The organism is Pseudopedobacter sp., assembly GCF_040392825.1.
Taxonomy (GTDB): domain Bacteria; phylum Bacteroidota; class Bacteroidia; order Sphingobacteriales; family Sphingobacteriaceae; genus Pseudopedobacter.
Genome location: NZ_JBEBVH010000036.1, coordinates 1 through 22,173, shown reverse-complemented (window position 1 = coordinate 22,173; position 22,173 = coordinate 1). Strand labels below are relative to the sequence as shown.

Here is a 22,173-nt window from a genome sequence, read left to right as displayed (position 1 = left end):
GACATTGATATATTGGTATCAAAAATGGTTAAACTCTTAATTCATATTATAAAACACCTAAAGTAAATGTGTAAAGAATATAATTATAACCATTAACTGGCATAACTGAATATTGGCGCTATAGTTGGAATATTTTTCTGAAGATTCCTTTCATATTTAATAGCCATGGTCAAATCCAGCCAATTATTATTTACATCTCTAATTAACTTCTCTTTTTGCGCTCTGGTAAATTTATTAATATCCTGAAATCTCTGATGAGCAGTAATTTCTGAGTTAAACTCTTCAAAATACACCAAACTGCTTAACTTTTTATTGGCATTGAATAAACTAGGCATTTTAGCATAAAACTCCATTGTTTTAATCAGGTCGGAACTTATACCAACATGTAAAGTAGCCCTGTTTGCATCTGTAACTATAAAAACTATATTCTTCATAACGCACATCTAAAAATTATTTAATATTATTTTTAGTAAACCAATATTTATTACTAATTTTATTGGCACAATAATACTAACAATTTTAGTAAAAACAAATTTATTTTTAATAATGGGTAGAATCTCTGATAATTTAAAATACTTAAGGAAGAAAAAGGGCCTTACACAACAGCAATTCGCTGATGCTATGGAAATTAAAAGATCTCTTGTTGGAGCTTATGAAGAAGACAGGGCCGAACCCAAATACGATTTACTAAAAAAAATAGCAGAATATTTTGAAATTAGTATTGATGATTTCATCAATGAAAAAATCAATGATAAATGGTCTCCCAAACCTAAAGGTGATCCGTCTAACCTTAGAGTATTAAGCATTACGGTAGATAAAGACGATAAGGAAAATATAGAATTTGTTCCTGTAAAAGCCAGTGCTGGCTATTTAAATGGCTATGGTGATCCAGAATATGTTTCTGAATTACCAAAATTCTCTTTGCCTATGTTTAATCAGGGAACTTACAGAGCATTTGAGATTAAAGGGGATTCTATGCTCCCTCTTCCTTCAGGATCTATTATTATTGCAGAATATGTAGAAAACTGGAATGGTTTAAAAATTGGTGATACAGCAATTATCTTAAGCAAAAACGAAGGCGTTGTATATAAAAGGATTTCCAGCAAGTTTAAATCAGATAAAGGCATTAAGTTGTCTTCTGATAATCCTATATATGAGCCATACATTATTGAAGCTGAAGATATTTTGGAAATATGGCAGGCTAAAGCGTTTATTTCAACAGAGCTTCCTCAACCTACTCCAGAGCCAACAATGGAAAGTTTAACAGCCATGATGGCACAGATGCAAAAATCTATTGTTCAGCTACAACAAGGCAAATAATTTTTACAGGCGCTGTAAAATACTTGAGAATACAAAAGATCACCAAATTTTGGGATACTAACATAGAACCTCAACTGGTGATCTTTTTGCAGATCTTCTGCATAATCTAATTTACAACTGCGTCCCTATGCTCCACATATTTCCCGCAAAGTCTTTAAATGTAGCTCGCCTATCCGGATATTCATCACGTTCTCTTGGTTTTTCAACTATTTCACAACCTGCTTTAATAGCCTTTTCAAATGTTTCGTCGACATGAGGCACATAAACATGCATAACCAAAGGAACTGGTAAAAATTGCTCAGTAGAATCGCCTATCATTATAACCGAATCGTCTATTTGTATTTCTGTATGCATTATTGTTCCATCTGGTATGTCATATCGCCTAAGTTCTTTTGCATCAAAAATTAGCTTCAGCAAATCAATCAATTTTTGGGCTCCGTTAACAATAAAGTAAGGTGAAACCGAATTGTATCCTGCTGGTTTAAATTGCTTATCCATATACTTATCTTATTAAATTGTATTTGAACCTTTTACAAATAAACAACACATATATTATACCGTTTTTTACAGCATAACTATTTACAAAAAAAACCAATGCGTTTACATTGGCTTTGAGAAGGCTTTTGGAGATCTATTATTCACCTCTCCTTTTTTATATATAACTAGCGGATCTGCCCATCTCCGGTAACAAACCACTTTTCAGTAACTAATTTTTCCAAAGCAAAAGGGCCTCTTGCATGTAGTTTTTGAGTGGATATGCCTATTTCGGCTCCTAAACCAAATTCGCCGCCATCAGTAAATCTGGTAGATGCGTTAGAATAAACTGCTGCTGCATCTATATCGTTCATGAACCGGTCTATTTTGCCCTGATCTTTAGAAACGATGGCTTCGGAATGCTTAGAAGAATGTTCTGTGATATGGTTGATAGCTTCATCAAAACTATCGACAACTTTTACGGAACATTTAAAATCTAAAAACTCTCTTCCAAAATCTTCAGGTTTTGCATGCTGTAAATAGGAATATCCTACTTCATCAAGAACTTTAAAAGATCTGTCATCTGCGAAAATTTCTACATTATAGGCAGCAAGCTTTGGCGCTACTTTCTTTAATAAATCCGAAGCAACCTGTTGGTCAACAACAATACTGTCCAGAGAATTACAAACTGAAGGTCTGGTTACTTTTGCATTTGTAATAATGTCTGCCGCTTTGTCTAAATCTCCCGTTTCTTCAACATAGGTATGACAAACCCCTGCCCCTGTCTCAATTACCGGTACTTTAGAGTTTTCTCTTACAAAATCAATTAACTGTTGTGATCCCCTGGGAATTATAATATCAACATATTTGGTAGCACTAAGTAACTCGGCAACAAACTCACGTTCTACAGGTAATAACTGCACAATGTTTTCATCTACCTGATGTCTTTTCAAAACAGATTTGATAATATCAATCAAACAAATATTGGTATGATAAGCATCAGAACCACCTCTTAATACACAAACATTTCCAGACCTGATACATAAGGCAGCTACATCGATGGTTACATTTGGTCTGGATTCATAAATTACACCAACCACTCCCAGTGGAACTGTTTTTTTCTGAACGTGTAATCCATTTTTCAAAACCCTATCCGAAATAATTTTATTGGTAGGATCTTCCAGTACTGCAACTTCTTTCAGACTATCTGCTAATCCCTTAATTCTATCTGAATTTAAAAGCAATCTGTCTTTTTTAGGATTACCATTATCCATCTTTGCCAGATCTTTTACATTTTCTGCAATAATCCTATCGGTATGCAATAAAAGTTCATTGGCTAAATCGTTCAATATTTCTTCTTTTTTAGAGGCAGAGATATTTTTGATTACCCTGGTTGCCTCTGAAGCCGATTTTAATATATGATTTATAGTTTCCATGCTTCCAATTATAATAACACAATATCATCGGCATGTGCCAACTCAATATTCTGTTTACTTTCTACTGTTTTTAAAATTTTTGAATCTATTTTTGCTTTTGCTACAGCGATAACGATATTTTTTTCATTAAGAATTTGAATAACTTCTCCCGATTCGAAATCCCGCAGTAAAGACTTCACTCCCACTGCCAACAAGCTGCGTCGTTTTTCTAATGCTTTCTGCGCTCCTTCATCTATCTGAACAGAACCTCTTATCAAACTTCCGCTTGCCAACCATTTATTTCTTGACGAAATCTTAGTAGGCTGAGGATGACAGACAGTTCCGGTTTCTCCGTTTAAACTCTTTAAGATACCATTTTCTGTGCGTACTCCAAAGATAACCGCTTTAATCCCCATCTGAGTTGCCAACCGAGCAAAATTCAATTTAGATGTCATTCCGCCCAATCCTACAGAAGATTTATCTGTTCTGGCTAAAGACAAAGCTTCTTTGTCTATAACCTTGATTTCGGGGACGACTACTCCTTTTTCATCCAAAACTCCCGGCACAGAAGTACTAAACAATAATTGTTCTGCGCCAAAACCAACGGCAATCAGGGTTGCCAATTCATCATTATCAGAAAATTTCAGTTCCAAATCGCTTACAACATCATTTTCATTGGCTACAGGAATGATATTATTCTTCCAAAGTTCTTCGTAAGTCTTTTTTAGTTGCAAAAACTGACTTCTGTTAGAAAAATGATGGCGCTCGCATAAACTTTGTGCAATAGCGAGATTATAAGGCTCGAAATATCTTGAATAAGTCTGTAACAACAGAGGGTTACCGATTGCGGCAGCCGCTTTTCTCTCGATTAATGAGCCGCTATACTTAGGTATAAATTTTTTACCGGCAGCAACGGCACCAGAAGAAACCAATACGATATTGTATTTCTCTTGTAAAACAGATACCTGTTTCGCAATATCGCTTACTACCTTTTCATCCAGCTCACCTTCTGCTGTTGTAATTGAGGCCGATCCAAACTTTATAACTATAATAGGCTTCTTCATCTAATATCTAATTGAGGCTTTCGCCCGCACTATTTGCTCTGATAAATTTTTGTTTAAAAATAAGTCTGTAAAGCTATAAAATTGGTAATGCTTTTAGAAATTATTGCCGATCAATCTTAAGTTTTATCGAATTTATTTCAATCTGCTGATATATTCTCTTTACGTATGGCAAATCTATTAGCTAAAATACTTGATATCAACAATTGAGAAGTATGGTAAATCATCAAAGGTAAAAGAACAATTCCCATTATTTCTGAATTTGGAAACAGTATTTTGGACATCACTGTACCATGTACCAAGGATTTTTTGGATCCGCAGAAGATGAGAGTAATTTTATCTTCTCTGCTGAAACCTAAAAGATTGCTCAAATAATTAGTTATAAAGATTACTAAAAAGAAAAGCAAAATGGTAAATAAAACTAACCGGAACAAATCAGCAACATTAAGAACAGAGAATACGTTTTCTGCAAACGATTCACAGAACGAATTAAATATGATGAGCAAAATTACAGCTTGATCGAACTGCTTTAAGCGTACTTTATTTTTTTCTGCAAACCATCCAAATTTACGGTGCAGTAATAATCCTAAAACCACCGGAAGTAAAACCTGTAAAATAAGTTTTAGAAAAACTCCGCTTAACTCAAAATTTCCGCTAGTGTTCTCAGAAAACCATACTTCCATCCAAATTGGCGTTATAAAAACACCTAGTAAACTCGAAATACTTGCATTAAATATTGCAGCAGGGATATTTCCTCTGGCTATTGAAACCATTACAACAGAAGAAGAAACTGTAGACGGTAATGCTGCCAGATAAAATATTCCGGTCCAAAAATTTTCTGTTTGTATATCTGGCAAAAATTGATGTAGCACTAAAATAATAACCGGAAATATGATAAACGTTGTAATATGAACCAGGAAGTGTAATCTCCAATTCGAAAGACCTGCTTTTAGCTGTACTGGATTGAGTTTTAGGCCGTAAAAGAAGAAAATAACGGATACTCCTACCTGAGCTACTTCTCTTATTGGAATAACGCTATCCCTGGCTCCTACCGAAGGAAACAAATAAGCCAATAATATGACAGAAATAATTCCTAAAAGGAAATCGTCAAAACCAAATGAAGCCGCCTTTTTTACAAATCTGTCGAACATTTATTTCTGCTTCAATAATTTTAAAACGTGTTTATCTACCGGAAAAGTAAGATCGCTGTCTTCTAAATCATTTATTAATTTCCAGCGAAATGATTGTTTTTGTTCTGTTTCCTGGTTCTCAAAATCAAATGGGAGAACAGCAATATTAAAACCAATTTTTTGGATTGGTTTCACAAAATAGTAAATAGAAAGTAGCTGCTCATCTGAAAATAAAGATTTAACGAAAAAGTCTGTAGTGTAAAAATGTTCCGAAACTTCAACTTCCAGGTTACATTCTTCAATAAATTCTCTTTTTAGGCCATCTATCGTTCCCTCTCCCAATTCTAAACCACCACCCGGAAATTTAGTAAAACGGAAACCTTTAATCTCTTCGTCAGTAATTAAAATTTCGTTTTTCTCGTTTATCAAGAGTCCGTAAACACGAACATTAAAGCTCTTCATTTTTATCGAAATGTTTTTTATTCTTCGTGACATTATCAACATTCCAGTCAATCTGGACTATTTGAGGTTCATACCTCACCGGACAGTCTTTCATATTGCAATAATGGCAACATTGAGGCACACAAGGATCTGCATGAACAAACAGTTCGGTATTCAGTGTATTGGAATTAACAGCTTTATCTAACTCAGAAACTTCGTGATGTACCTTAACTAAATCATAGTAATAAGGTAAAGTGACATGACAATCTACGTGATAAGTAGCTCCGTAACGTTGTATGCGTAAATTATGGACATCTATCCATGCATCCCGACGATGCATATTGAATTGTTCTACAACTTTTTCTACCAATTCCAGATCAGACTCATCCATTAACCCTCCTACAGAAATCCGAGTCAGTTTATAACCGCTATAAACTATATAAGCAGCTAATCCTAAAGATATTAAACTATCTAACCAAAAGATTTCTGTTAAATAAATTAAAACGAGGCCAATGATTAATCCGAAAGAACTAACTGCATCTGTTCCTAAATGTTTACCATCTGCTATTATAGTTAAAGAATTAAGCTGTTTTCCTTTTCTAACCATATACCACCCCAGAGTTCCATTTACCAAACCTGTTATACCTATTAAGAAAGAACCATTTATTAACTCTTTAATAGGTTCGGGATAAAAAATATTGTAAACTGTTTTTGATATAATAATTAATCCAGCGACAATAATTAATCCTCCTTCTAGGAAAGCCGAAAAAAACTCCACCTTTCCATGCCCGTAAGGGTGATTTTGATCTTTTGGCAACGAAGCGAAATAGATACTGAAAAAGGCAAAGGAACTGGCTATTACGTTAACGATACTTTCGGCAGCATCTGTTAAAATAGCATTTGAGTTGGTCATGATAAATGCCAGAAACTTTATAATCATAAGCAAAATGCCTATGCATAAAGACAACAAAACAATCCTCTTTTTCTCTTTCACTATATTGGGAATAAGATTGCAAACTTAAAAATAGAAAATTCCACATACAAAAAACTATTCATTATATTTGCTGCCCAAAGCTAAAATCATGAGTATTTTATCAGACAGAATAAATAACCTATCAGAATCAGCTACACTAAAAATGACCAAATTGGGTCGCGAATTAGCTGCAAAAGGCATTAATGTAATCAGTTTAAGCGTAGGAGAACCAGATTTTAACACTCCGGCCCACGTTAAAGAAGCCGCAAAAAAGGCATTAGACGATAACTACACGCGTTACTCTCCTGTTCCGGGCTATCCCGAACTTCGTCAGGCTATCGTAAACAAGTTGAAAACCGAGAATAACCTTGATTACGATGTATCGCAAATTGTGGTTTCTACAGGTGCAAAGCAATCGTTATCTAACGTAATTTTGACTTTGATCAACCCAGGCGACGAGGTAATTATCCCAACACCTTACTGGGTTTCTTACTCAGAAATGGTAACACTTGCCGAAGGTAAATCTGTTTTTATTAATACTACCATAGAAAGTGATTTCAAAATCACGCCTGAACAATTAGAGGCTGCCATTACTCCAAAAAGTAAGTTATTCATGTTCTCTTCGCCAAATAACCCTACTGGTACGGTTTACAGCAAAGAGGAATTGGCTGCTCTGGCAAAAGTATTCGAGAGACATCCACATATTTTCATCCTTTCTGATGAAATCTATGAGCACATCAACTTTGTTGACAAACATGAGTCTATTGCTCAATTTCCAAGCATTAAAGACCGCGTAATTATCATAAATGGCTTTTCTAAAGCATTTGCAATGACAGGATGGCGTTTGGGTTACCTTGCTGCTAACAAAGAAATTGCGGCTGCAAATGATAAATTGCAGGGACAAACTACTTCAGGTACTTGTTCTATAGCTCAGAGAGCCGGTATTGTGGCTTACGAACAAGGCTTGGACTCTGTGAATGAAATGAAAGAGGCTTTTGCCCGTCGTCGCCAGTTGGTGTATGATTTATTAAAAGACATTCCCGGAGTTAAAACTAATATGCCAGAAGGTGCTTTTTATTTCTTCCCTGAAATCAGTTCGTTCTTTGGGAAAAAAGATGCCGATGGCAATGTAATTAAAAATTCTTCTGACTTAGCACTATACCTTTTAAATGTTGGACATGTGGCAACTGTAGGTGGTGATAGCTTTGGTAACGATAATTACATCCGTTTATCTTACGCTGCTTCTGACGAAAGTTTAAAAGAAGCTTTAAGGAGAATTAAAGAAGCATTAGCTAAATTGCAATAATAACGATTCTTTCGTTCGACAAAGAGGCGGCATTATTAAAAATGCCGCCTTTTTGTTTATATTCATAATAGATAATTTCCATATATATATGCCAGACATAGCCTCTTAAATTGGTTACTTTATACTAAACCGAAACAGGCACCGTTTCTTTTTGTTAATAACATTGATGAATAAATTAGTTACTCCCCTTATTTTTTTTGTATTCTTTTTAGGAATAGATGTTTTTGCAGCAGATAACGATAGTCTTGCTTACGAACGCCAGAGAGAGAAAATAAATAATATGCTCGACCAGCGAAGTGAAAAATTTGGGCAATACACAGAAAGTCTAAGCAAAAGAACAGGTATTTTTGGTTTTAAAACGAAAAAAGATATGCAAAAAAGCATAGATATTCTTTTGGATATTATGCTTACAGATAATGCGATATTGAAAGAAACAAAGATTTTATTAGACTATAAAAACTTCCAGCAGCAAAGAATAGTAAATGTGTCAAAAGAAACCGATGAAAAAAATCTTTCTTACATGCGTACCATTAACAAATTGCAGAATCAGAACGAGAAATTAGCTCAGGAAATCAAGCAGTTAAAACGATCAAAGCGAAACTCTGCCTTATCTATTCTATTGCTTTCTATTATATTAGGAGTTGGTTCTGCATATATATTCCGAAAATTTTACAGTAAAAAGAATTAATTACGCTTTTCTTACCTTACTTTTGCCCCTTGACCAATTTAATGGGTGTTTTTAAAAGATGGCAAGGAACAGGTTTAATAGTGGATCGAAACAAGAAGCAGAACTTCCAAAAGCAAAAATCAACAAAGAGACCTTACAAAAAATCTCTGCATTACTAAAATATTTAAAACCGTATAAATGGAAATTTTTTATCGGTTTTATTTTCTTACTGCTTTCGAGCATAACCGGTCTTTTATTTCCGGGCCTTATAAAAGTAATGCTTGAAGTAGCACAAGGGAATCCTGCAGAGTATGGACTTCCAGACAGTGTAAAATCTATAGGTTTAATTGCTTTTGCCATACTGTTTGTTCAATCTATTGTATCTTTTTTCCGAATTAAACTTTTTGTAGAAGTTACAGAAAAAGCTTTGGCTGATTTAAGAAGAGATACTTATTTTAAAATGATTACACTGCCAATGAATTTCTTTTCGAACAGAAGAGTTGGCGAATTAAACAGCAGGCTTTCTGCCGACCTTTCACAAATACAGGATACTATCACCACGAGTTTTGCTGAAATTATCAGACAAACTATTTTATTAATAGGCGGTATCTCCTTTCTAATTTATACTTCAATTGAACTGACATTATTTAATCTTTCTATACTTCCTATTATTGTTATTTGCGGTGTCTTCTTTGGCAAAAAACTAAGATTAATTTCGAGAAGCGCGCAGGATAAATTAGCAGAATCTAATACAGTAGTAGAAGAAACTTTACAAGGAATAGGCAACGTTAAAGCTTTTGTTAATGAATCTTACGAGGCGAACAGATACGACAAAAGTTTACGGGAAGTTGTCAAAATTGCATTAAAAGGAGCTACTTACAGGGGAAGTTTTGCATCGTTCATTATCTTCTGTTTATTTGGAGCTATTTTGGGCGTAATGTGGTACGGTGCTTATCTGGTTCAACAAGGCTCTTTTGATATTTCGTCCCTTTTAGCTTATATGCTTTATTCTTTATTTGTAGGCGCTGCTATGGGAACTTTTCCGGACTTGTATGCCAACATACAAAAAGCAATTGGTGCTTCTGAACGGGTTTTGGAAATACTGGAAGAAGAAACAGAAAATATTTCTATAGATCCTGAAAAAAATAAGACAAAACAGGTTATTAAAGGTAATTTATCTTTTAATGATGTAGTTTTCGCCTACCCTTCCAGAAAAGAAATTACTGTTTTAAAAGGAATTTCTTTTGATGTGAGAGCTGGACAAAAAGTTGCATTTGTGGGTTCTTCCGGTGCAGGAAAATCTACCATTGCAGGTTTGATTCTGAAGTTCTACGATATCCAGAAAGGTGAAATTACTTTTGATGGAATAAATGCAAATGATCTTGCTCTAACCGATATTCGTAATCAAATAGCTATTGTCCCTCAGGACGTCATTTTGTTCGGCGGAACGATATTGGAAAATATTGCTTACGGTAAATTAAATGCCAGTAAAGAAGAAATTATAAAAGCTGCAGAACAGGCTAATGCCCATAATTTTATTATGAGTTTTCCAGAAGGATACGATACCGTTGTTGGCGAACGAGGTGTAAAATTATCTGGTGGACAGAGACAGCGTATCGCCATTGCAAGAGCTTTATTAAAAGATCCATCAATCCTTATTTTAGATGAGGCTACCTCTTCTCTGGATTCAGAATCTGAAAGACTGGTGCAGGAAGCATTGGAAACACTAATGAAAGGACGTACTTCAATCATTATTGCGCATCGTTTATCTACTATTCGCGAGGCAGACAAAATTATAGTTTTAGACAAAGGTAAAATTGCCGAAGAAGGCACTCATAGCGAATTAATTCAAATTGAAGAAGGTATTTACAAACACCTAAGCAATCTTCAGTTCGAAATTCAATCTTCTTCTTATTGATATAAAGATCATATCAGGATAGCTACTTTTTATATATGAAATTAACATGTTGGGGTGCAGCTAAACAGGTAACTGGAAGTATGCACCTTTTAGATATCAATAATTATAAAATACTGATTGATTGCGGTCTTGATTACGAAGGGGGAAAAGATTTATCTCATAATTCCAATTTTCCCTTTTCACCTCAGGATATAAATCTTATCATTCTTACCCATGCGCATATAGATCATTCCGGAAATATTCCTACGTTGATAAAAGAAGGTTATAAAGGTCAGATTTTATGTACACCACCAACTGCCGAGTTAAGTCAGTTATTATTGAGCGATGCTGTAAACTTATTTTTTGGAAGAAAGAAAAAAGACTTTGGGAGAAGAAAGCTTCGCAATAAATTTCAGGCAGATAGAGCTGTTACACCTCTTTATTTGCAAAAACATGTGCTGGATGCAGCCGACAGAATGATTACCATTGCTTATCACAAGCCTTTTCAGATTAATGAAAATATTGTTCTGGAGTTTATTCCTACCGGGCATCTGCTTGGAGCCGCAGCATGCAGGCTAACTATTTTGGAGAATGGAATTAAAAAGACCATTACATTCACAGGCGATATCGGCAGAAAAAATTCACCTGTTTTAGTTGATCCTGAAAATCTTCCCGAAACAGATTATTTGGTCTGTGAGTCTACTTATGGCGGCAGATCTCACTCTAAGACTTCTACTATCGAAGAAACCTTGATTCGTCATATTACAGAAACATGTATAGAACAGCCTGGACGTTTAATAATTCCTGCGTTTTCTGTAGGGCGGACACAGGCTTTGGTATATTCTCTGAATAAAATATTTTCCAGGCATTTGCTCCCTCCCATTCCGGTTTTTGTAGACAGTCCTTTGGCCAATCAGGCAACGGAAGTTTATCGGAAATATAGGAATTACGTCAACCGAGAAGCAGAAGTATTTTACGATACTTATGGTGATAAATTTGAGTTTGAAAATCTTTCTTATGTTAAAGAACTAAAAGAAAGCAGAGAGATTGCAAACCATTTTGAACCTTGTATTATTATTTCCTCTGCCGGAATGCTGGAAGGAGGACGTATTCAAGACCATTTATTTCATAATATCCAAAATATTTATGCTAAAATTCTTTTTATAGGTTATTGCTCTGAAGGTACTTTGGGACATCGTCTCTTACGTGGCGATTCTTTCATTAGGTTAAAAGGTAAAGATTTAGCTGTTTTTGCAAAAATAGACCGGACTGATTTATTTAGCGGTCATGCCGATCATCATGATATTTTGAATTATATAAGTGCTATTCCTAAAAAGCCAGAAAGAATATTTTTAGTCCATGGCGAGCAAAATAGTATGCTAGCTTTACAAAAAGATTTAGAGAGCAGGCAATATCAGGTAAGTATTCCCGAAAAAGGAATGGTATTTGAACTCTAAAAATCAGTATCTTTAGCTAATACAGATATTTTATGAAAACTATATTCAAAATCTTAAATTCCTTAAACAAAAGGATCTTGCCCAGTTTGTACAAAAAAGATCCGTCAAAATTAAGCAAATGGGAAAAGCTTATAACTGGTTACAGATATTGGGTTTTGAAAAACAGTCTGGATTAAATATAACAGAAATCAGCCATATTCCAGATTATAACCAAAATCAGTTATATTTTAATTTATAACCAAAAACAGTTATATTTAACATTATAACCAAAAACAGTTATAAAAATGATCGTTATTATAACCGGAGATATCATTAATTCCAGACAGGTAAATACTAAACTGTGGCTTCCTTTATTGGAGAGCGCTTTGGCAAGATATGCTTCTAAAAAAGGGAAATGGGAAATTTACAGAGGAGACAGCTTTCAACTGGAATTAACTACAGAACAGGTTTTTGAAGCAGTTATTTACATCAAATCTGCTATGAAGTCTATACAGGGCCTGGATGTACGGATGGGTATAGGAATTGGAGAAAAAGACTATGAAGGAGAATCTTTAAAGAAATCTAATGGGCAGGCCTTTGTATATTCGGGAGAAACTTTTGATGCTTTAAATAAAGAAACACTAAAAATAAAAACTCCGTGGGATGACTTAAATGAACAAGTAAATATTTACCTGGATTTACTGGCATTTATTATACATAACTGGAATGCAAATGTTTCGTCTACAGTATATTATAGCATAGAAAACAAACATTTAAACCAGGCAGAACTCACTAAAAAAATCGGCAAAAAGCAAAGCCAGATAAGCAGAGAGTTAAAAAAAGCGGGTTACGATTATGTTCTAAAAACAATCAATTATTGTCAAAAAATACTGGAATATAAATGTCTATCTTCATCCTAAAACTAATACTAGCCCATATAATCGGTGATTTTTGCCTGCAAAGCAATAAATGGATAGAACAAAGGAATAGAAAAGGAATTCGTTCGGGATATTTATACGCTCATGTTGGCGTTCACTTTGTATTGCTGGTACTTTTATTCATTACAAGTTTACCACAATACTGGCTGGGAATTATAGCTATTGTTATTTCTCATTTCTTTATAGACCTGGGAAAAATTCATCTTGAAAAAAGGCCAAATAGCAGTAAGCTGGCATTATTCACTATCGATCAAATATTGCATTTGGGAGTTATTGCATTAATTACTTATTCTTATTTTGGAAATAGCTTAAACATATCCCCGATTTCGTATGAAAAAGTAATACTTTATATTATTGCTTTCCTGATTATTGCCTCCGTAGCTCCTATTCTTTTAAAATTATTCTTTAGCAAGTGGTATAGCGCATTAAAGGAAAATGACGAATCTTTGGATACCGATTCTCTAAAAGATGCCGGTAAATATATTGGAATTCTAGAACGTATTCTGATAGTTATTTTTATTTGTGTAAACTTTTTAGAAGGAATAGGATATTTACTGGCTGCAAAATCTATTTTCAGATTCGGTGACCTTACATATTCTAAAGACAAAAAACTTACAGAATATATTTTACTGGGAACTCTAATCAGCTTTTCCATAGCCGTAATTGTCGGTTTAACATTAAAAGCTCTACTGGATATTGTATAAACAGAAATGAACAATCTGCAGAAGTTGAAATATAGCGAAATGATAAAAACCGAAGCTAAACGCTTAGGCTTTTTGTTTTGTGGTATTTCTAAAGCAGATTTTTTGGAAGAAGAAGCGCCCAGATTAGAAAACTGGCTGAAAAATAATTATCATGGAGAAATGGGTTACATGAACAACCATTTTGATAAAAGATTAGACCCGCGTTTGTTGGTTGATGATGCAAAATCGGTAATTTCTATTGCTCTAAATTATTATACTGAAGAAAAGCAGGCAGATGAAACAGCTCCTAAAATCTCCAAATACGCATATGGAACAGATTATCATTTCGTCATTAAAGATAAGCTAAAGGCCTTACATCATTTTATACAGGAAAATATTGGCAATGTAACAGGAAGAGCTTTTGTGGATTCTGCTCCTGTATTGGATAAAGCCTGGGCTAAAAAAAGTGGGTTGGGCTGGGTTGGTAAAAACGCTAATCTCATTAATAACAAGTCCGGATCTTTTTTCTTTCTCGGAGAATTAATTGTAGACATAGAACTTGCTTACGATAATCCTTTTTCAACAGATCATTGCGGAACTTGTACCAGATGCATAGATGCCTGCCCTACCGATGCCATTGTTGCTCCGTATGTTGTAAATGGCAGTAAATGTATATCATATCTTACTATAGAACTGAAAGAGGAAATACCTGCTTCCTTCAAGGATAAAATGGGAAATTGGATGTTTGGCTGTGATGTTTGTCAGGACGTATGCCCGTGGAATCGATTCTCTGTCATTCATCAGGAAGAAGCTTTTAACCCGCATCCTGATTTGTTGGAGATGACGAAAAGAGACTGGGAAGAAATAACTGAAGAAGTCTTTGGGAAAGTTTTCAGGAAATCTGCTGTAAAACGCACCAAAATAAACGGCTTAAAACGAAATATTAATTTCATAAAAAAAGTGCAATAGTTTACACTGCACTTTTTATAGAATAAATAAAAACTATTATCCAAATGTAATATCCATCGTCACTTCAAATACATGGCCTTTATCCAGAGTTTGTATACCTGGCTTTTCGGAAATATCTTGCTGTCCAAGTTCGCTATCTGCATAACCCAACCAAGGCTCGATACAAACAAACGGGGCTCCCGGTTTCGACCAAATTCCTAATTCTTTAAACTGAGGAAAATCCAGCTTTACATATTTAGTTCCACTATTATTTCTTAGTTCTACACTTCTGGAATTGATATTTTTAAAAACCAACGCATCTTCATTAAATAAATCAGATGCCAAAGGTAAGTTATTCCCTTTGAGGATTTCTTTATGTTTTCCATTAAATAATCCCTTGTCGGATAAGGTAGAAGCAACTAAATCTTCTTCTTTCTCAAATTGGATATAATAGTCTTCGTACACTTCGCCATCTTCCAGTGGGACATTAAATCCCGGGTGTGCTCCTATTGAAAAGTATATTTTATGATCTTCTTTATTAACAACTTTGTAAAGAATATGAATTTGGTTACCAGATAGATGATAAGCTATTTCCAATTCGAACTTATAAGGATAGATTTTCAATGTTTCTTCGTCGTAAGACAAAGAAAAAATGGCATGATTAGGAGTAGATTCTATGCGTCTGAAATTGCTGGTTCTTGCAAATCCATGTCTGTTCAGATTATATTCCTGACCATTGATATTAAGTTTATTTTCTTTTACTTGTCCAACGACAGGAAACAAATTAGGAGCATGATAAGCCCATACATCGGGGTTTCCCTGCCACATATATTCTATACCTGTTTGTTTATCAACGACAGAAGAAAGCTCGGCCCCCTTTAGCTTTATCGTTACCTTTAACTTATCGTTTTCTAAAACTACCATATACTAACAAGAAGATTAATATTTTTTATATTTATTGGCTAACATCTGAAGCATATCTTCATTTGCAGGCTTTAAGCTTTCCGGATCTGCTTTCTTTTGTTCTACAACTCTTTTTTCGGATGCAATCCTCTCCTGATTTTGTTGTCTCCTTTGTGCTGATTTCTGTTCTTTAAACTCGTTCCAGATTTTCTCTAATCTGTTTTTTGTATATAAAGGAAAATCACCATTCATCATCCAACCAAAATAGCTGGGCTCTTCCTCAAAAACTTGAACAACTGGTTTACCTTTATGTTTTCCAAAATTGAAACAAGGCACATTTTCCTGATTATAAACCATCCTTCCTGCAAAATCTACCGGTTTATGCAGATTTGTAAAAGTATGCAAAGCTTCTACATCGTTAACTACCGGCTGGCATATTTTTCCTTCTTTATCTTCCCAATCCTGACCTTCGTATTTCTCTACTTGCGCCAACAAAACTTCATAGGTGGCTCTTGTATCTGCTTCCGCAGAATGTGCATTTATAATTTCTTTATTGCAATAAAAACGATAAGCCGCTTTTAATGTACGTTGTTCCATTTGGTGGAAAATATTCTGCACATCTACAAAACACCTCTTATCTATTTCAAAGTTTACGCCGGCTCTCAGGAATTCTTCCATGAGCATAGGAATATCAAACTTATTCGAATTGTATCCTGCTAAATCGGCATCTCCAATAAAATCTGCTATTTCCTGTGCAAGATCTTTGAAGACTGGTTCATTTTCAATATCCTTATCATAAATCCCGTGAATAATAGACACTTCATAAGGAATGGGAATTGTAGGATTAACTCTATGGGTTTTAACTTCTTCCGATCCATCTACATTTATTTTTAATATAGATATTTCTACTATCCGATCTATTCCAAGGTTTATTCCAGTAGCTTCAAGATCAAAAAATGCCAATGGACGTTTAAGGTTCAATTTCATGTTTAACTAAAAATAAGAATGCCAAGAAAAATGAGCGTGATCATAATGACATACAGCAAAATCTCATTCGTAGCGAAATGCTTATATTTGGACCAAAATGAATATTCTTCTTCCTGATTTTTCATAAATATATCTGACTGGGCAAAAATCTGATTTTTTTATTTAACCACAATTAAATTTTAAGCTTTTTTCCATTTTATAGAACAACCTATTGCTTTTGTATTGGTAGTTACAGGTTTTTTACCTTTTTGAATAGCATTTATAGCCTCCTCTACATATTTGGTTTTACTTTCGTTATTATTTTCAGCATCATTATCAATCGCACCAATATACTCGACAATATATTTACCTGCTTCTTTTTTCAAGATAAAGGTATGTGGAGTAGCTTTTGCACCATATGCTTTGGTTATTTCCTGGCTTTCGTCTACTAAATAAGGGAAAGTATAGTTTCTATTTTTTGCCCGCTCCTGCATTTTATCAAATGTATCTTCTTTTGACAACGTTGGATCGTTGGGATTAATAGCGATGACCGGAAAACCTTGCGATGCATATTTTTTATTCAGGTCGAGTATTCTCTGTTCGTACAGTTTTGCAAAAGGGCACGGATTACAGGTAAAAATTACAATAAAGCCCTTTGCATTTTTATAATCTGCTAAAGAGACCATTTTACCGTCAACATTTTTCAGTTTAAAATCGGTGGCTTCATCTCCTACAGAATATCCCTGAGCTTTTACGGAAATTGCCACAAATAATATGGTAATAAACGCTAGAATTTGTTTTTTCATAACTTATTTTGATTTAAAATATATTTCTTCTAATTGATCAAAGTCAAACTCCTGCTCGTAAAAATTTCGTATTCCTTTCCTATTATTTATAACCAAAGTAGCAGGTATCGCTCCTGACCAATTTTCACTAACTGCATTTATGAATTTCTCATCATTGTCTTGATTTAAAAGAACTTCTGATTTGATATTATTCTTTTTTATGAATGGAATAACCTCTTTAGATAGCTTCGACTTAAAGTCCAGGCTATAAAAAATAACTTTTACCGGTTCTGATTTATATTTTTCTGAAAATTGCTCAAAAAAAGGAATCTCCTTAACACAAGGGACACACCATGTCGCCCAAAAATTCACAATATAAACTGTATCCGGATTACCAGAAAATCGTTTTTCCAGCTCATCAAATCTAATCACTTTAACTTCCTGACAAAAAGCAGTTAAAGCTGTCATAATTAAAACACAAAAGCATAAAAAACGTTTCATCTCTTTACTTCATTACTTTAGTCAAGAAACATTTGTTAATTAAGCTTGTTTTAATTCAAATGTCTTTATAAGTTATCTACACTCCCTCCTTTGGAAAAGTATTTATAAGTGTAAGGATCTTTTAATTTTTGAACAATGATGCCTCTTCTTGTACTTGCATGTACATAATAACCGTTTTGTAAAAACACTCCTACATGACTGAATTTCTTATTATCGTAATCGAAAAAAACTAAATCTCCTTCTTTTAAATTTCTCTCAAATTTACGTTTTATAATGTTTATTTGTTGGCTTGTATTGCGCGGAATGGTTTTATTGTATACTTCTTTGTATAATAAATGAACAAAACCAGAACAATCTACTCCCGATTTACTTAGCCCTCCGTTTCTATATTTAACTCCCTCCCATTCGTTGATGAAATTGTATAATTTATTGTTTGCGAGTTTTTTTTCAGGAACGCCCATCATTGAGGCATATTTTCTTTTTACACCGGAGTTTTCTTTTGAGAGATTTTTGTGGGAGGAGCAAGAGGATCCTATAACTAAACATAATAGACCGAATAAATGTAAATACCTAATTAGTTTTTTCATCTAATTGATTTGGTTTGTAAATATATCTGTAAATAAAAAGAGTAACGACAGTTGTTGTAATATATGATAGCGAATTAGAAATAACTGCACCTTTTAAGCCGTAATTTCTCACCAAAGGAAATGAAATCAATAATATTACAATAAATCCCATTGCAGATGCTACAGTATTATATTTTATAAATCCTTTAGCAGAAAAATAGGATGCATAAATTTTAGCTACTGATAAACAACCTATTCCAATTGCTGATATAAGTACTAGGTTTTTCAATGAATTGAAGTCTTTTCCGAGAATTGACTCATAATAATGTGTAGGAATTATAAAAAAAACTGCACTAGCAATTACTATAAATAAAAAATTCAATAAGCTTACCTTCATTAAATTCATTGATCTTTTTCCTGCCGCTACATACGAATAATTAACTTGTGCTACATTAACAGTTATTAACAAAAGCATTTCATAAAAGCTTAACCATAAACCAAAAACACCTATTTCAGAAAAAGAAACATAAATAACCAGTAGCCAAACAGTAAATCTATATGAAGTAAATTGTATCAAATTAGTAGCCTGAGCTACAAGGCCTAAACTAAAATAACTTTTAAAAGATTCCCAAAAACTGCTTCTTAATTTTTCAATTTTTAAAACGTTATAAAAAACATACAGAAAATAAAGTACAAATGGAAAATAAGACATCCACACGTAATTCAAAAATTGTATAGGAGAATTCAGTTGTATGAAAAACAAAAAAAGCAAGACTATTAAAGGTTGTATTATTTTGATAATAGATAGCTTTGTAAAATCACTTAGATAAGTAAGATAAGTACATATATTTTGAAAAATAGCTTGAAAAAGGCTTAACCAAAATAAAAGCCAGAAATGATTATAGTAAAAATCATCAATAGAAATAATTATAAAGGCTGACACAATAGAAATTCCTATAGCCCAAATAGTAGATAATATAAATATTGGCTTACTACCTTGTTTATTCATCATATAAACCATAATAGAACTTCCCATTATGGAAATAACCAACTGCACTAAGGCCAGCGTTGTAATAAAATAAGTATAAACACCTCTCCCTTCTGCACCTAATTTATTTGATGTATAAATAAGAATTACAAGACTTATAACTGCGCCAATAATAGAAGACAGGATATTTTGCAAAGACTTTTTTAGCATTGATCTACAAATAAGTCATGGAAATATTTTTATAAATATTCATCAAATGTACCAAAATTAAAATCTGCTATTTATATTATTACAATTTCTTATTTTTAAATCCGATTGAGGATAAACGATGAATAAACTTTATTATATTTTTTTTATACTGCTTTTTTTTAATTTCAAGTCTTTTTCCCAAAACATATATGGAAACGAATGGATTGATTTTTCTAAGAAATATATTAAAATAAAAATATCTGCTGAAAACATTTACCATATAACCTATAATGATATTATAAATTCAGGAGTAGCTGACGGAAGTTCTATAAACCCAAAACATTTTCAATTGTTTAACAAAGGAAAGGAAGTTCCTTTAATCATCACCGGAACCGATGATAATTCCTTCGATAGTCAGGATATAATTTATTTTTATGGACGTTCGAACAATGCAGATTTAGACAAAACAATGTACGCGAGTATAAATCACATTCCAAATCCCAATGTGAATTTATATGAAGATGATAACTACTATTTTTTGACTTATAACTCACCGCTAACAGGACTTAGATACACAATACCCTCATCTTCTGCTACACCAGTGAATCTAAATTACGTTATAACAAAATCCAGATTAGATTTTAAAAACACATATTATCAGGGAGCTCCTATTCTAGAATCTATGAGCTTATCCGAATATATAGAAGGAGAAGGATATATGAGCGAATTAATTGGCATGCGCCAAACTGCCAATTATACATTAAACACAAACGGTTTCATTAATACTGCGGAGTTTACCCCCTTATTAAACTACTATATAGCGGGCAGATCTGATGCAGGAAAAAGACCCGATGCCGTAGGAAACAGTCCATATAATCATCATTTTCAGATAAAATCTAATGATGCGATTTTAATTGACACTACTTTTAAAGGATATCAAACTATCTTAGGGGCAAAAAAAATAAACTTAACCGGAAATGTTACAAACCTAAGCTTTAGTATTATAGATGACTTAGAAGCAGCAACTGATTATCAAGCCGTAAGCTACTTCGAAATTTTATACCCCAGAAATTTATCTTTGGATAACAGTACTTCGTTACGCTTCCAAATCCCTAGTTCTAATTCTCTAACAAATATCAATTTTACAAACTCAAACATTAGCAAACCATTACTAATAGATAAAAACAATGGTTATGTATACGATATTACAAAACAAGGAACATCTTTGTTAATCAAAAATATATTAAACAATAGCAATTCTGAGTTTTACTTATATGATTTAAACAACTCTATTAATGCTACTTTTGAGAAGGTTATATTTCGAGCTTTTAATATTAGTGACGTTAAAAACACCATTATTCTATCAAATAAATTGCTTGCTCAAGGAGCAGAAAAATATCAACAATACAATCAAGTGTCAAGAAATCTACCAACTTTATTAGCCTACATAGACGATATTTATAACGAATTTTTTTACGGTTTCCACCATCCTTTAGCAATCAACAATTTTATTAAATGGAGTCTTGATAAGACATCAAATACTCCAAAATCTTTGTTATTATTGGGAAAAGGATTAATTACTCCAAAAGGGAATATTTCTTCTGATTTAGTACCTACTTATGGTTATCCAGCTTCTGATAATTTACTTGCTGTTTTCAACGGAGAAAAAGCAGCTCGATTAGCTATCGGAAGAATTCCTGCAAAAACAAATGAGGATATAGATACATATCTGGAAAAATTAAAAACTTATATCAATCTCCCTGATTCTCTTTGGAGGAAAAAGATGATAAATGTGACCGGAGGAGGGACTGTATCAGAATATCAAAATTTTACCAGCTATATGAAAAACTTAAGTAATATTGCTAAAAATGGTTTTTTAGGTGCATATATAGTTAACTTCGACAAAACTGTATCAGAAGCTGTTACCGAAAATCTTACCGACGGTATTATAGCTAATACCAATAGCGGTGTGGGATTAATTTCTTTTCTAGGACATGGTAGTGCGACTTTAACAGCAGTTTCACTGGGATCTTCAAATACTATTAATAATACTTATAAACCTACAAATTATCTAATTAATGGTTGTAGTACAGGTAATGCTTTTAGTCTTAATTCTGCCCCTTCTTATGCAGAAAGTATGATATTAAATAAAAATGGAGCTATTTCCTGGATTGGCACAACAAGTGAAGGTGTAGCTAGTTATTTATACAATTTCTCGAATAAATTCTATACAAGATGGTTTCTAACTAATTATTCCGAATCTATAGGAGAAGGTTTCAGATTAGGGCTAAACGATCAAACTAGTTTAACAGATAGACTCAACTTAGCTCACTCTAGGCAATATATTTTTTTTGGTGATCCTAATATCAGTTTTTTTAATCCTGATAAACAAGATTTTCAGATTGACAATAACAAGATATATGTTACCAAAACAACACAAAATGCTTCACAGGAAAATTTCGAATTCAATTATATTATACAAAATACGGGAAAATATACTCCAGATAGCCTGGAAATAAAAATAACAAGAAAAATTGAGGAACGGAATATTGAAGATATCAAACTAATAAAAGTAAAGCCTGTTTT

22 protein-coding genes are annotated in these 22,173 nt (G+C 33.4%); 9 read left to right on the top strand and 13 right to left on the bottom strand.

Annotated elements, in window-relative coordinates:
* Positions 1-92: 92 nt before the first annotated feature.
* The gene (locus ABWO41_RS04380; protein WP_353134026.1) at positions 93-434 is read right to left on the bottom strand and encodes a GIY-YIG nuclease family protein; all 342 of its coding nucleotides are present in this window, start codon (positions 432-434) and stop codon (positions 93-95) included.
* Between the two features lie 112 nt (positions 435-546).
* On the opposite strand from ABWO41_RS04380, the gene ABWO41_RS04375 reads away from it, so the two are divergent.
* Positions 547-1,320, top strand: a complete 774-nt coding sequence (locus ABWO41_RS04375; protein WP_353134023.1) for an XRE family transcriptional regulator — start codon at positions 547-549, stop codon at positions 1,318-1,320.
* Positions 1,321-1,431: 111 nt separating this feature from the next.
* Here the strand turns inward: ABWO41_RS04375 and ABWO41_RS04370 are convergent, their stop codons facing one another.
* The 6 genes from ABWO41_RS04370 to ABWO41_RS04345 form a co-directional block, all read right to left on the bottom strand.
* The gene (locus tag ABWO41_RS04370; RefSeq protein ID WP_353134020.1) at positions 1,432-1,818 is read right to left on the bottom strand and encodes a VOC family protein; all 387 of its coding nucleotides are present in this window, start codon (positions 1,816-1,818) and stop codon (positions 1,432-1,434) included.
* Positions 1,819-1,982: 164 nt separating this feature from the next.
* On the bottom strand, positions 1,983-3,230 hold the full coding sequence (locus ABWO41_RS04365; protein ID WP_353134017.1) for a glutamate-5-semialdehyde dehydrogenase: 1,248 nt from the start codon (positions 3,228-3,230) through the stop codon (positions 1,983-1,985).
* 8 nt (positions 3,231-3,238) lie between these two features.
* A complete protein-coding gene (gene proB / locus ABWO41_RS04360; RefSeq protein WP_353134014.1) occupies positions 3,239-4,273 on the bottom strand; it encodes a glutamate 5-kinase in 1,035 nt (344 codons plus the stop codon).
* A 137-nt stretch (positions 4,274-4,410) separates the two neighbouring features.
* Positions 4,411-5,421, bottom strand: coding sequence for a bile acid:sodium symporter family protein (locus ABWO41_RS04355; protein ID WP_353134011.1), 1,011 nt, complete (start codon positions 5,419-5,421; stop codon positions 4,411-4,413).
* Entirely contained in the window at positions 5,422-5,862 is a 441-nt protein-coding gene (locus ABWO41_RS04350) for an NUDIX domain-containing protein (protein ID WP_353134008.1), read from the bottom strand. It abuts the gene before it with no gap.
* The gene (locus ABWO41_RS04345) at positions 5,849-6,835 is read right to left on the bottom strand and encodes a cation diffusion facilitator family transporter (protein WP_353134005.1); all 987 of its coding nucleotides are present in this window, start codon (positions 6,833-6,835) and stop codon (positions 5,849-5,851) included. Before ABWO41_RS04345 ends, ABWO41_RS04350 begins: the two co-directional genes overlap by 14 nt.
* Positions 6,836-6,923: 88 nt before the next feature.
* On the opposite strand from ABWO41_RS04345, the gene ABWO41_RS04340 reads away from it, so the two are divergent.
* From ABWO41_RS04340 to queG, 7 genes are all read left to right on the top strand, one after another.
* The gene (locus ABWO41_RS04340; protein WP_353134002.1) at positions 6,924-8,120 is read left to right on the top strand and encodes a pyridoxal phosphate-dependent aminotransferase; all 1,197 of its coding nucleotides are present in this window, start codon (positions 6,924-6,926) and stop codon (positions 8,118-8,120) included.
* 166 nt (positions 8,121-8,286) lie between these two features.
* Positions 8,287-8,808: a hypothetical protein gene (locus ABWO41_RS04335; RefSeq protein WP_353133999.1), complete on the top strand. Its 522-nt coding sequence runs from the start codon at positions 8,287-8,289 to the stop codon at positions 8,806-8,808.
* 58 nt (positions 8,809-8,866) lie between these two features.
* Positions 8,867-10,705, top strand: coding sequence for an ABC transporter ATP-binding protein (locus ABWO41_RS04330; protein WP_353133996.1), 1,839 nt, complete (start codon positions 8,867-8,869; stop codon positions 10,703-10,705).
* 35 nt (positions 10,706-10,740) lie between these two features.
* The gene (locus ABWO41_RS04325) at positions 10,741-12,141 is read left to right on the top strand and encodes an MBL fold metallo-hydrolase RNA specificity domain-containing protein (protein ID WP_353133993.1); all 1,401 of its coding nucleotides are present in this window, start codon (positions 10,741-10,743) and stop codon (positions 12,139-12,141) included.
* 284 nt (positions 12,142-12,425) lie between these two features.
* Positions 12,426-13,040: a SatD family protein gene (locus tag ABWO41_RS04320; protein ID WP_353133990.1), complete on the top strand. Its 615-nt coding sequence runs from the start codon at positions 12,426-12,428 to the stop codon at positions 13,038-13,040.
* Positions 13,022-13,762, top strand: a complete 741-nt coding sequence (locus tag ABWO41_RS04315) for a DUF3307 domain-containing protein (protein WP_353133987.1) — start codon at positions 13,022-13,024, stop codon at positions 13,760-13,762. The genes ABWO41_RS04320 and ABWO41_RS04315 overlap by 19 nt, the downstream gene beginning before the upstream one ends.
* A 39-nt stretch (positions 13,763-13,801) precedes the next feature.
* Positions 13,802-14,710, top strand: coding sequence for a tRNA epoxyqueuosine(34) reductase QueG (queG, locus tag ABWO41_RS04310; protein WP_353133984.1), 909 nt, complete (start codon positions 13,802-13,804; stop codon positions 14,708-14,710).
* 36 nt (positions 14,711-14,746) lie between these two features.
* Here queG and ABWO41_RS04305 read toward each other — a convergent pair whose 3' ends face one another.
* The 6 genes from ABWO41_RS04305 to ABWO41_RS04280 all read right to left on the bottom strand — a co-directional run bounded on the left by ABWO41_RS04305 (position 14,747) and on the right by ABWO41_RS04280 (position 19,608).
* The gene (locus ABWO41_RS04305) at positions 14,747-15,613 is read right to left on the bottom strand and encodes an aldose 1-epimerase family protein (RefSeq protein ID WP_353133981.1); all 867 of its coding nucleotides are present in this window, start codon (positions 15,611-15,613) and stop codon (positions 14,747-14,749) included.
* A 15-nt stretch (positions 15,614-15,628) separates the two neighbouring features.
* Entirely contained in the window at positions 15,629-16,579 is a 951-nt protein-coding gene (locus ABWO41_RS04300; RefSeq protein WP_353133978.1) for a 3'-5' exonuclease, read from the bottom strand.
* Between the two features lie 179 nt (positions 16,580-16,758).
* On the bottom strand, positions 16,759-17,364 hold the full coding sequence (locus ABWO41_RS04295) for a thioredoxin family protein (protein ID WP_353133975.1): 606 nt from the start codon (positions 17,362-17,364) through the stop codon (positions 16,759-16,761).
* Positions 17,365-17,367: 3 nt separating this feature from the next.
* Complete coding sequence (locus ABWO41_RS04290) at positions 17,368-17,811, bottom strand: TlpA disulfide reductase family protein (RefSeq protein WP_353133972.1); 444 nt, start codon at positions 17,809-17,811, stop codon at positions 17,368-17,370.
* Positions 17,812-17,909: 98 nt separating this feature from the next.
* A complete protein-coding gene (locus ABWO41_RS04285; protein ID WP_353133969.1) occupies positions 17,910-18,308 on the bottom strand; it encodes a C40 family peptidase in 399 nt (132 codons plus the stop codon).
* Between the two features lie 106 nt (positions 18,309-18,414).
* Positions 18,415-19,608 (bottom strand): lipopolysaccharide biosynthesis protein, encoded by a 1,194-nt coding sequence (locus ABWO41_RS04280; protein ID WP_353133966.1) that lies wholly within the window; start codon positions 19,606-19,608, stop codon positions 18,415-18,417.
* A 118-nt stretch (positions 19,609-19,726) separates the two neighbouring features.
* On the opposite strand from ABWO41_RS04280, the gene porU2 reads away from it, so the two are divergent.
* Positions 19,727-22,173, top strand: a 2,447-nt coding sequence (gene porU2 / locus ABWO41_RS04275) for a putative type IX secretion system sortase PorU2 (protein WP_353133963.1), incomplete at its 3' end; no start/stop codon positions are given.

Bases quoted from the DNA above. Each gene is read 5' to 3' on its own strand.
- ABWO41_RS04375 (WP_353134023.1), top strand. From the start codon at position 547: ATGGGTAGAATCTCTGATAATTTAAAATACTTAAGGAAGAAAAAGGGC.
- ABWO41_RS04315 (WP_353133987.1), top strand. From the start codon at position 13,022: ATGTCTATCTTCATCCTAAAACTAATACTAGCCCATATAATCGGTGAT.
- ABWO41_RS04280 (WP_353133966.1), bottom strand. From the start codon at position 19,608: ATGCTAAAAAAGTCTTTGCAAAATATCCTGTCTTCTATTATTGGCGCA.
- ABWO41_RS04290 (WP_353133972.1), bottom strand. From the start codon at position 17,811: ATGACAGCTTTAACTGCTTTTTGTCAGGAAGTTAAAGTGATTAGATTT.
- ABWO41_RS04335 (WP_353133999.1), top strand. From the start codon at position 8,287: ATGAATAAATTAGTTACTCCCCTTATTTTTTTTGTATTCTTTTTAGGA.
- proB (WP_353134014.1), bottom strand. From the start codon at position 4,273: ATGAAGAAGCCTATTATAGTTATAAAGTTTGGATCGGCCTCAATTACA.
- ABWO41_RS04370 (WP_353134020.1), bottom strand. From the start codon at position 1,818: ATGGATAAGCAATTTAAACCAGCAGGATACAATTCGGTTTCACCTTAC.
- ABWO41_RS04350 (WP_353134008.1), bottom strand. From the start codon at position 5,862: ATGAAGAGCTTTAATGTTCGTGTTTACGGACTCTTGATAAACGAGAAA.
- ABWO41_RS04365 (WP_353134017.1), bottom strand. From the start codon at position 3,230: ATGGAAACTATAAATCATATATTAAAATCGGCTTCAGAGGCAACCAGG.
- ABWO41_RS04340 (WP_353134002.1), top strand. From the start codon at position 6,924: ATGAGTATTTTATCAGACAGAATAAATAACCTATCAGAATCAGCTACA.
- ABWO41_RS04330 (WP_353133996.1), top strand. From the start codon at position 8,867: ATGGCAAGGAACAGGTTTAATAGTGGATCGAAACAAGAAGCAGAACTT.
- ABWO41_RS04380 (WP_353134026.1), bottom strand. From the start codon at position 434: ATGAAGAATATAGTTTTTATAGTTACAGATGCAAACAGGGCTACTTTA.
- queG (WP_353133984.1), top strand. From the start codon at position 13,802: ATGATAAAAACCGAAGCTAAACGCTTAGGCTTTTTGTTTTGTGGTATT.
- ABWO41_RS04320 (WP_353133990.1), top strand. From the start codon at position 12,426: ATGATCGTTATTATAACCGGAGATATCATTAATTCCAGACAGGTAAAT.
- ABWO41_RS04295 (WP_353133975.1), bottom strand. From the start codon at position 17,364: ATGAAAAAACAAATTCTAGCGTTTATTACCATATTATTTGTGGCAATT.
- ABWO41_RS04305 (WP_353133981.1), bottom strand. From the start codon at position 15,613: ATGGTAGTTTTAGAAAACGATAAGTTAAAGGTAACGATAAAGCTAAAG.
- ABWO41_RS04325 (WP_353133993.1), top strand. From the start codon at position 10,741: ATGAAATTAACATGTTGGGGTGCAGCTAAACAGGTAACTGGAAGTATG.
- ABWO41_RS04285 (WP_353133969.1), bottom strand. From the start codon at position 18,308: ATGATGGGCGTTCCTGAAAAAAAACTCGCAAACAATAAATTATACAAT.
- ABWO41_RS04300 (WP_353133978.1), bottom strand. From the start codon at position 16,579: ATGAAATTGAACCTTAAACGTCCATTGGCATTTTTTGATCTTGAAGCT.
- ABWO41_RS04355 (WP_353134011.1), bottom strand. From the start codon at position 5,421: ATGTTCGACAGATTTGTAAAAAAGGCGGCTTCATTTGGTTTTGACGAT.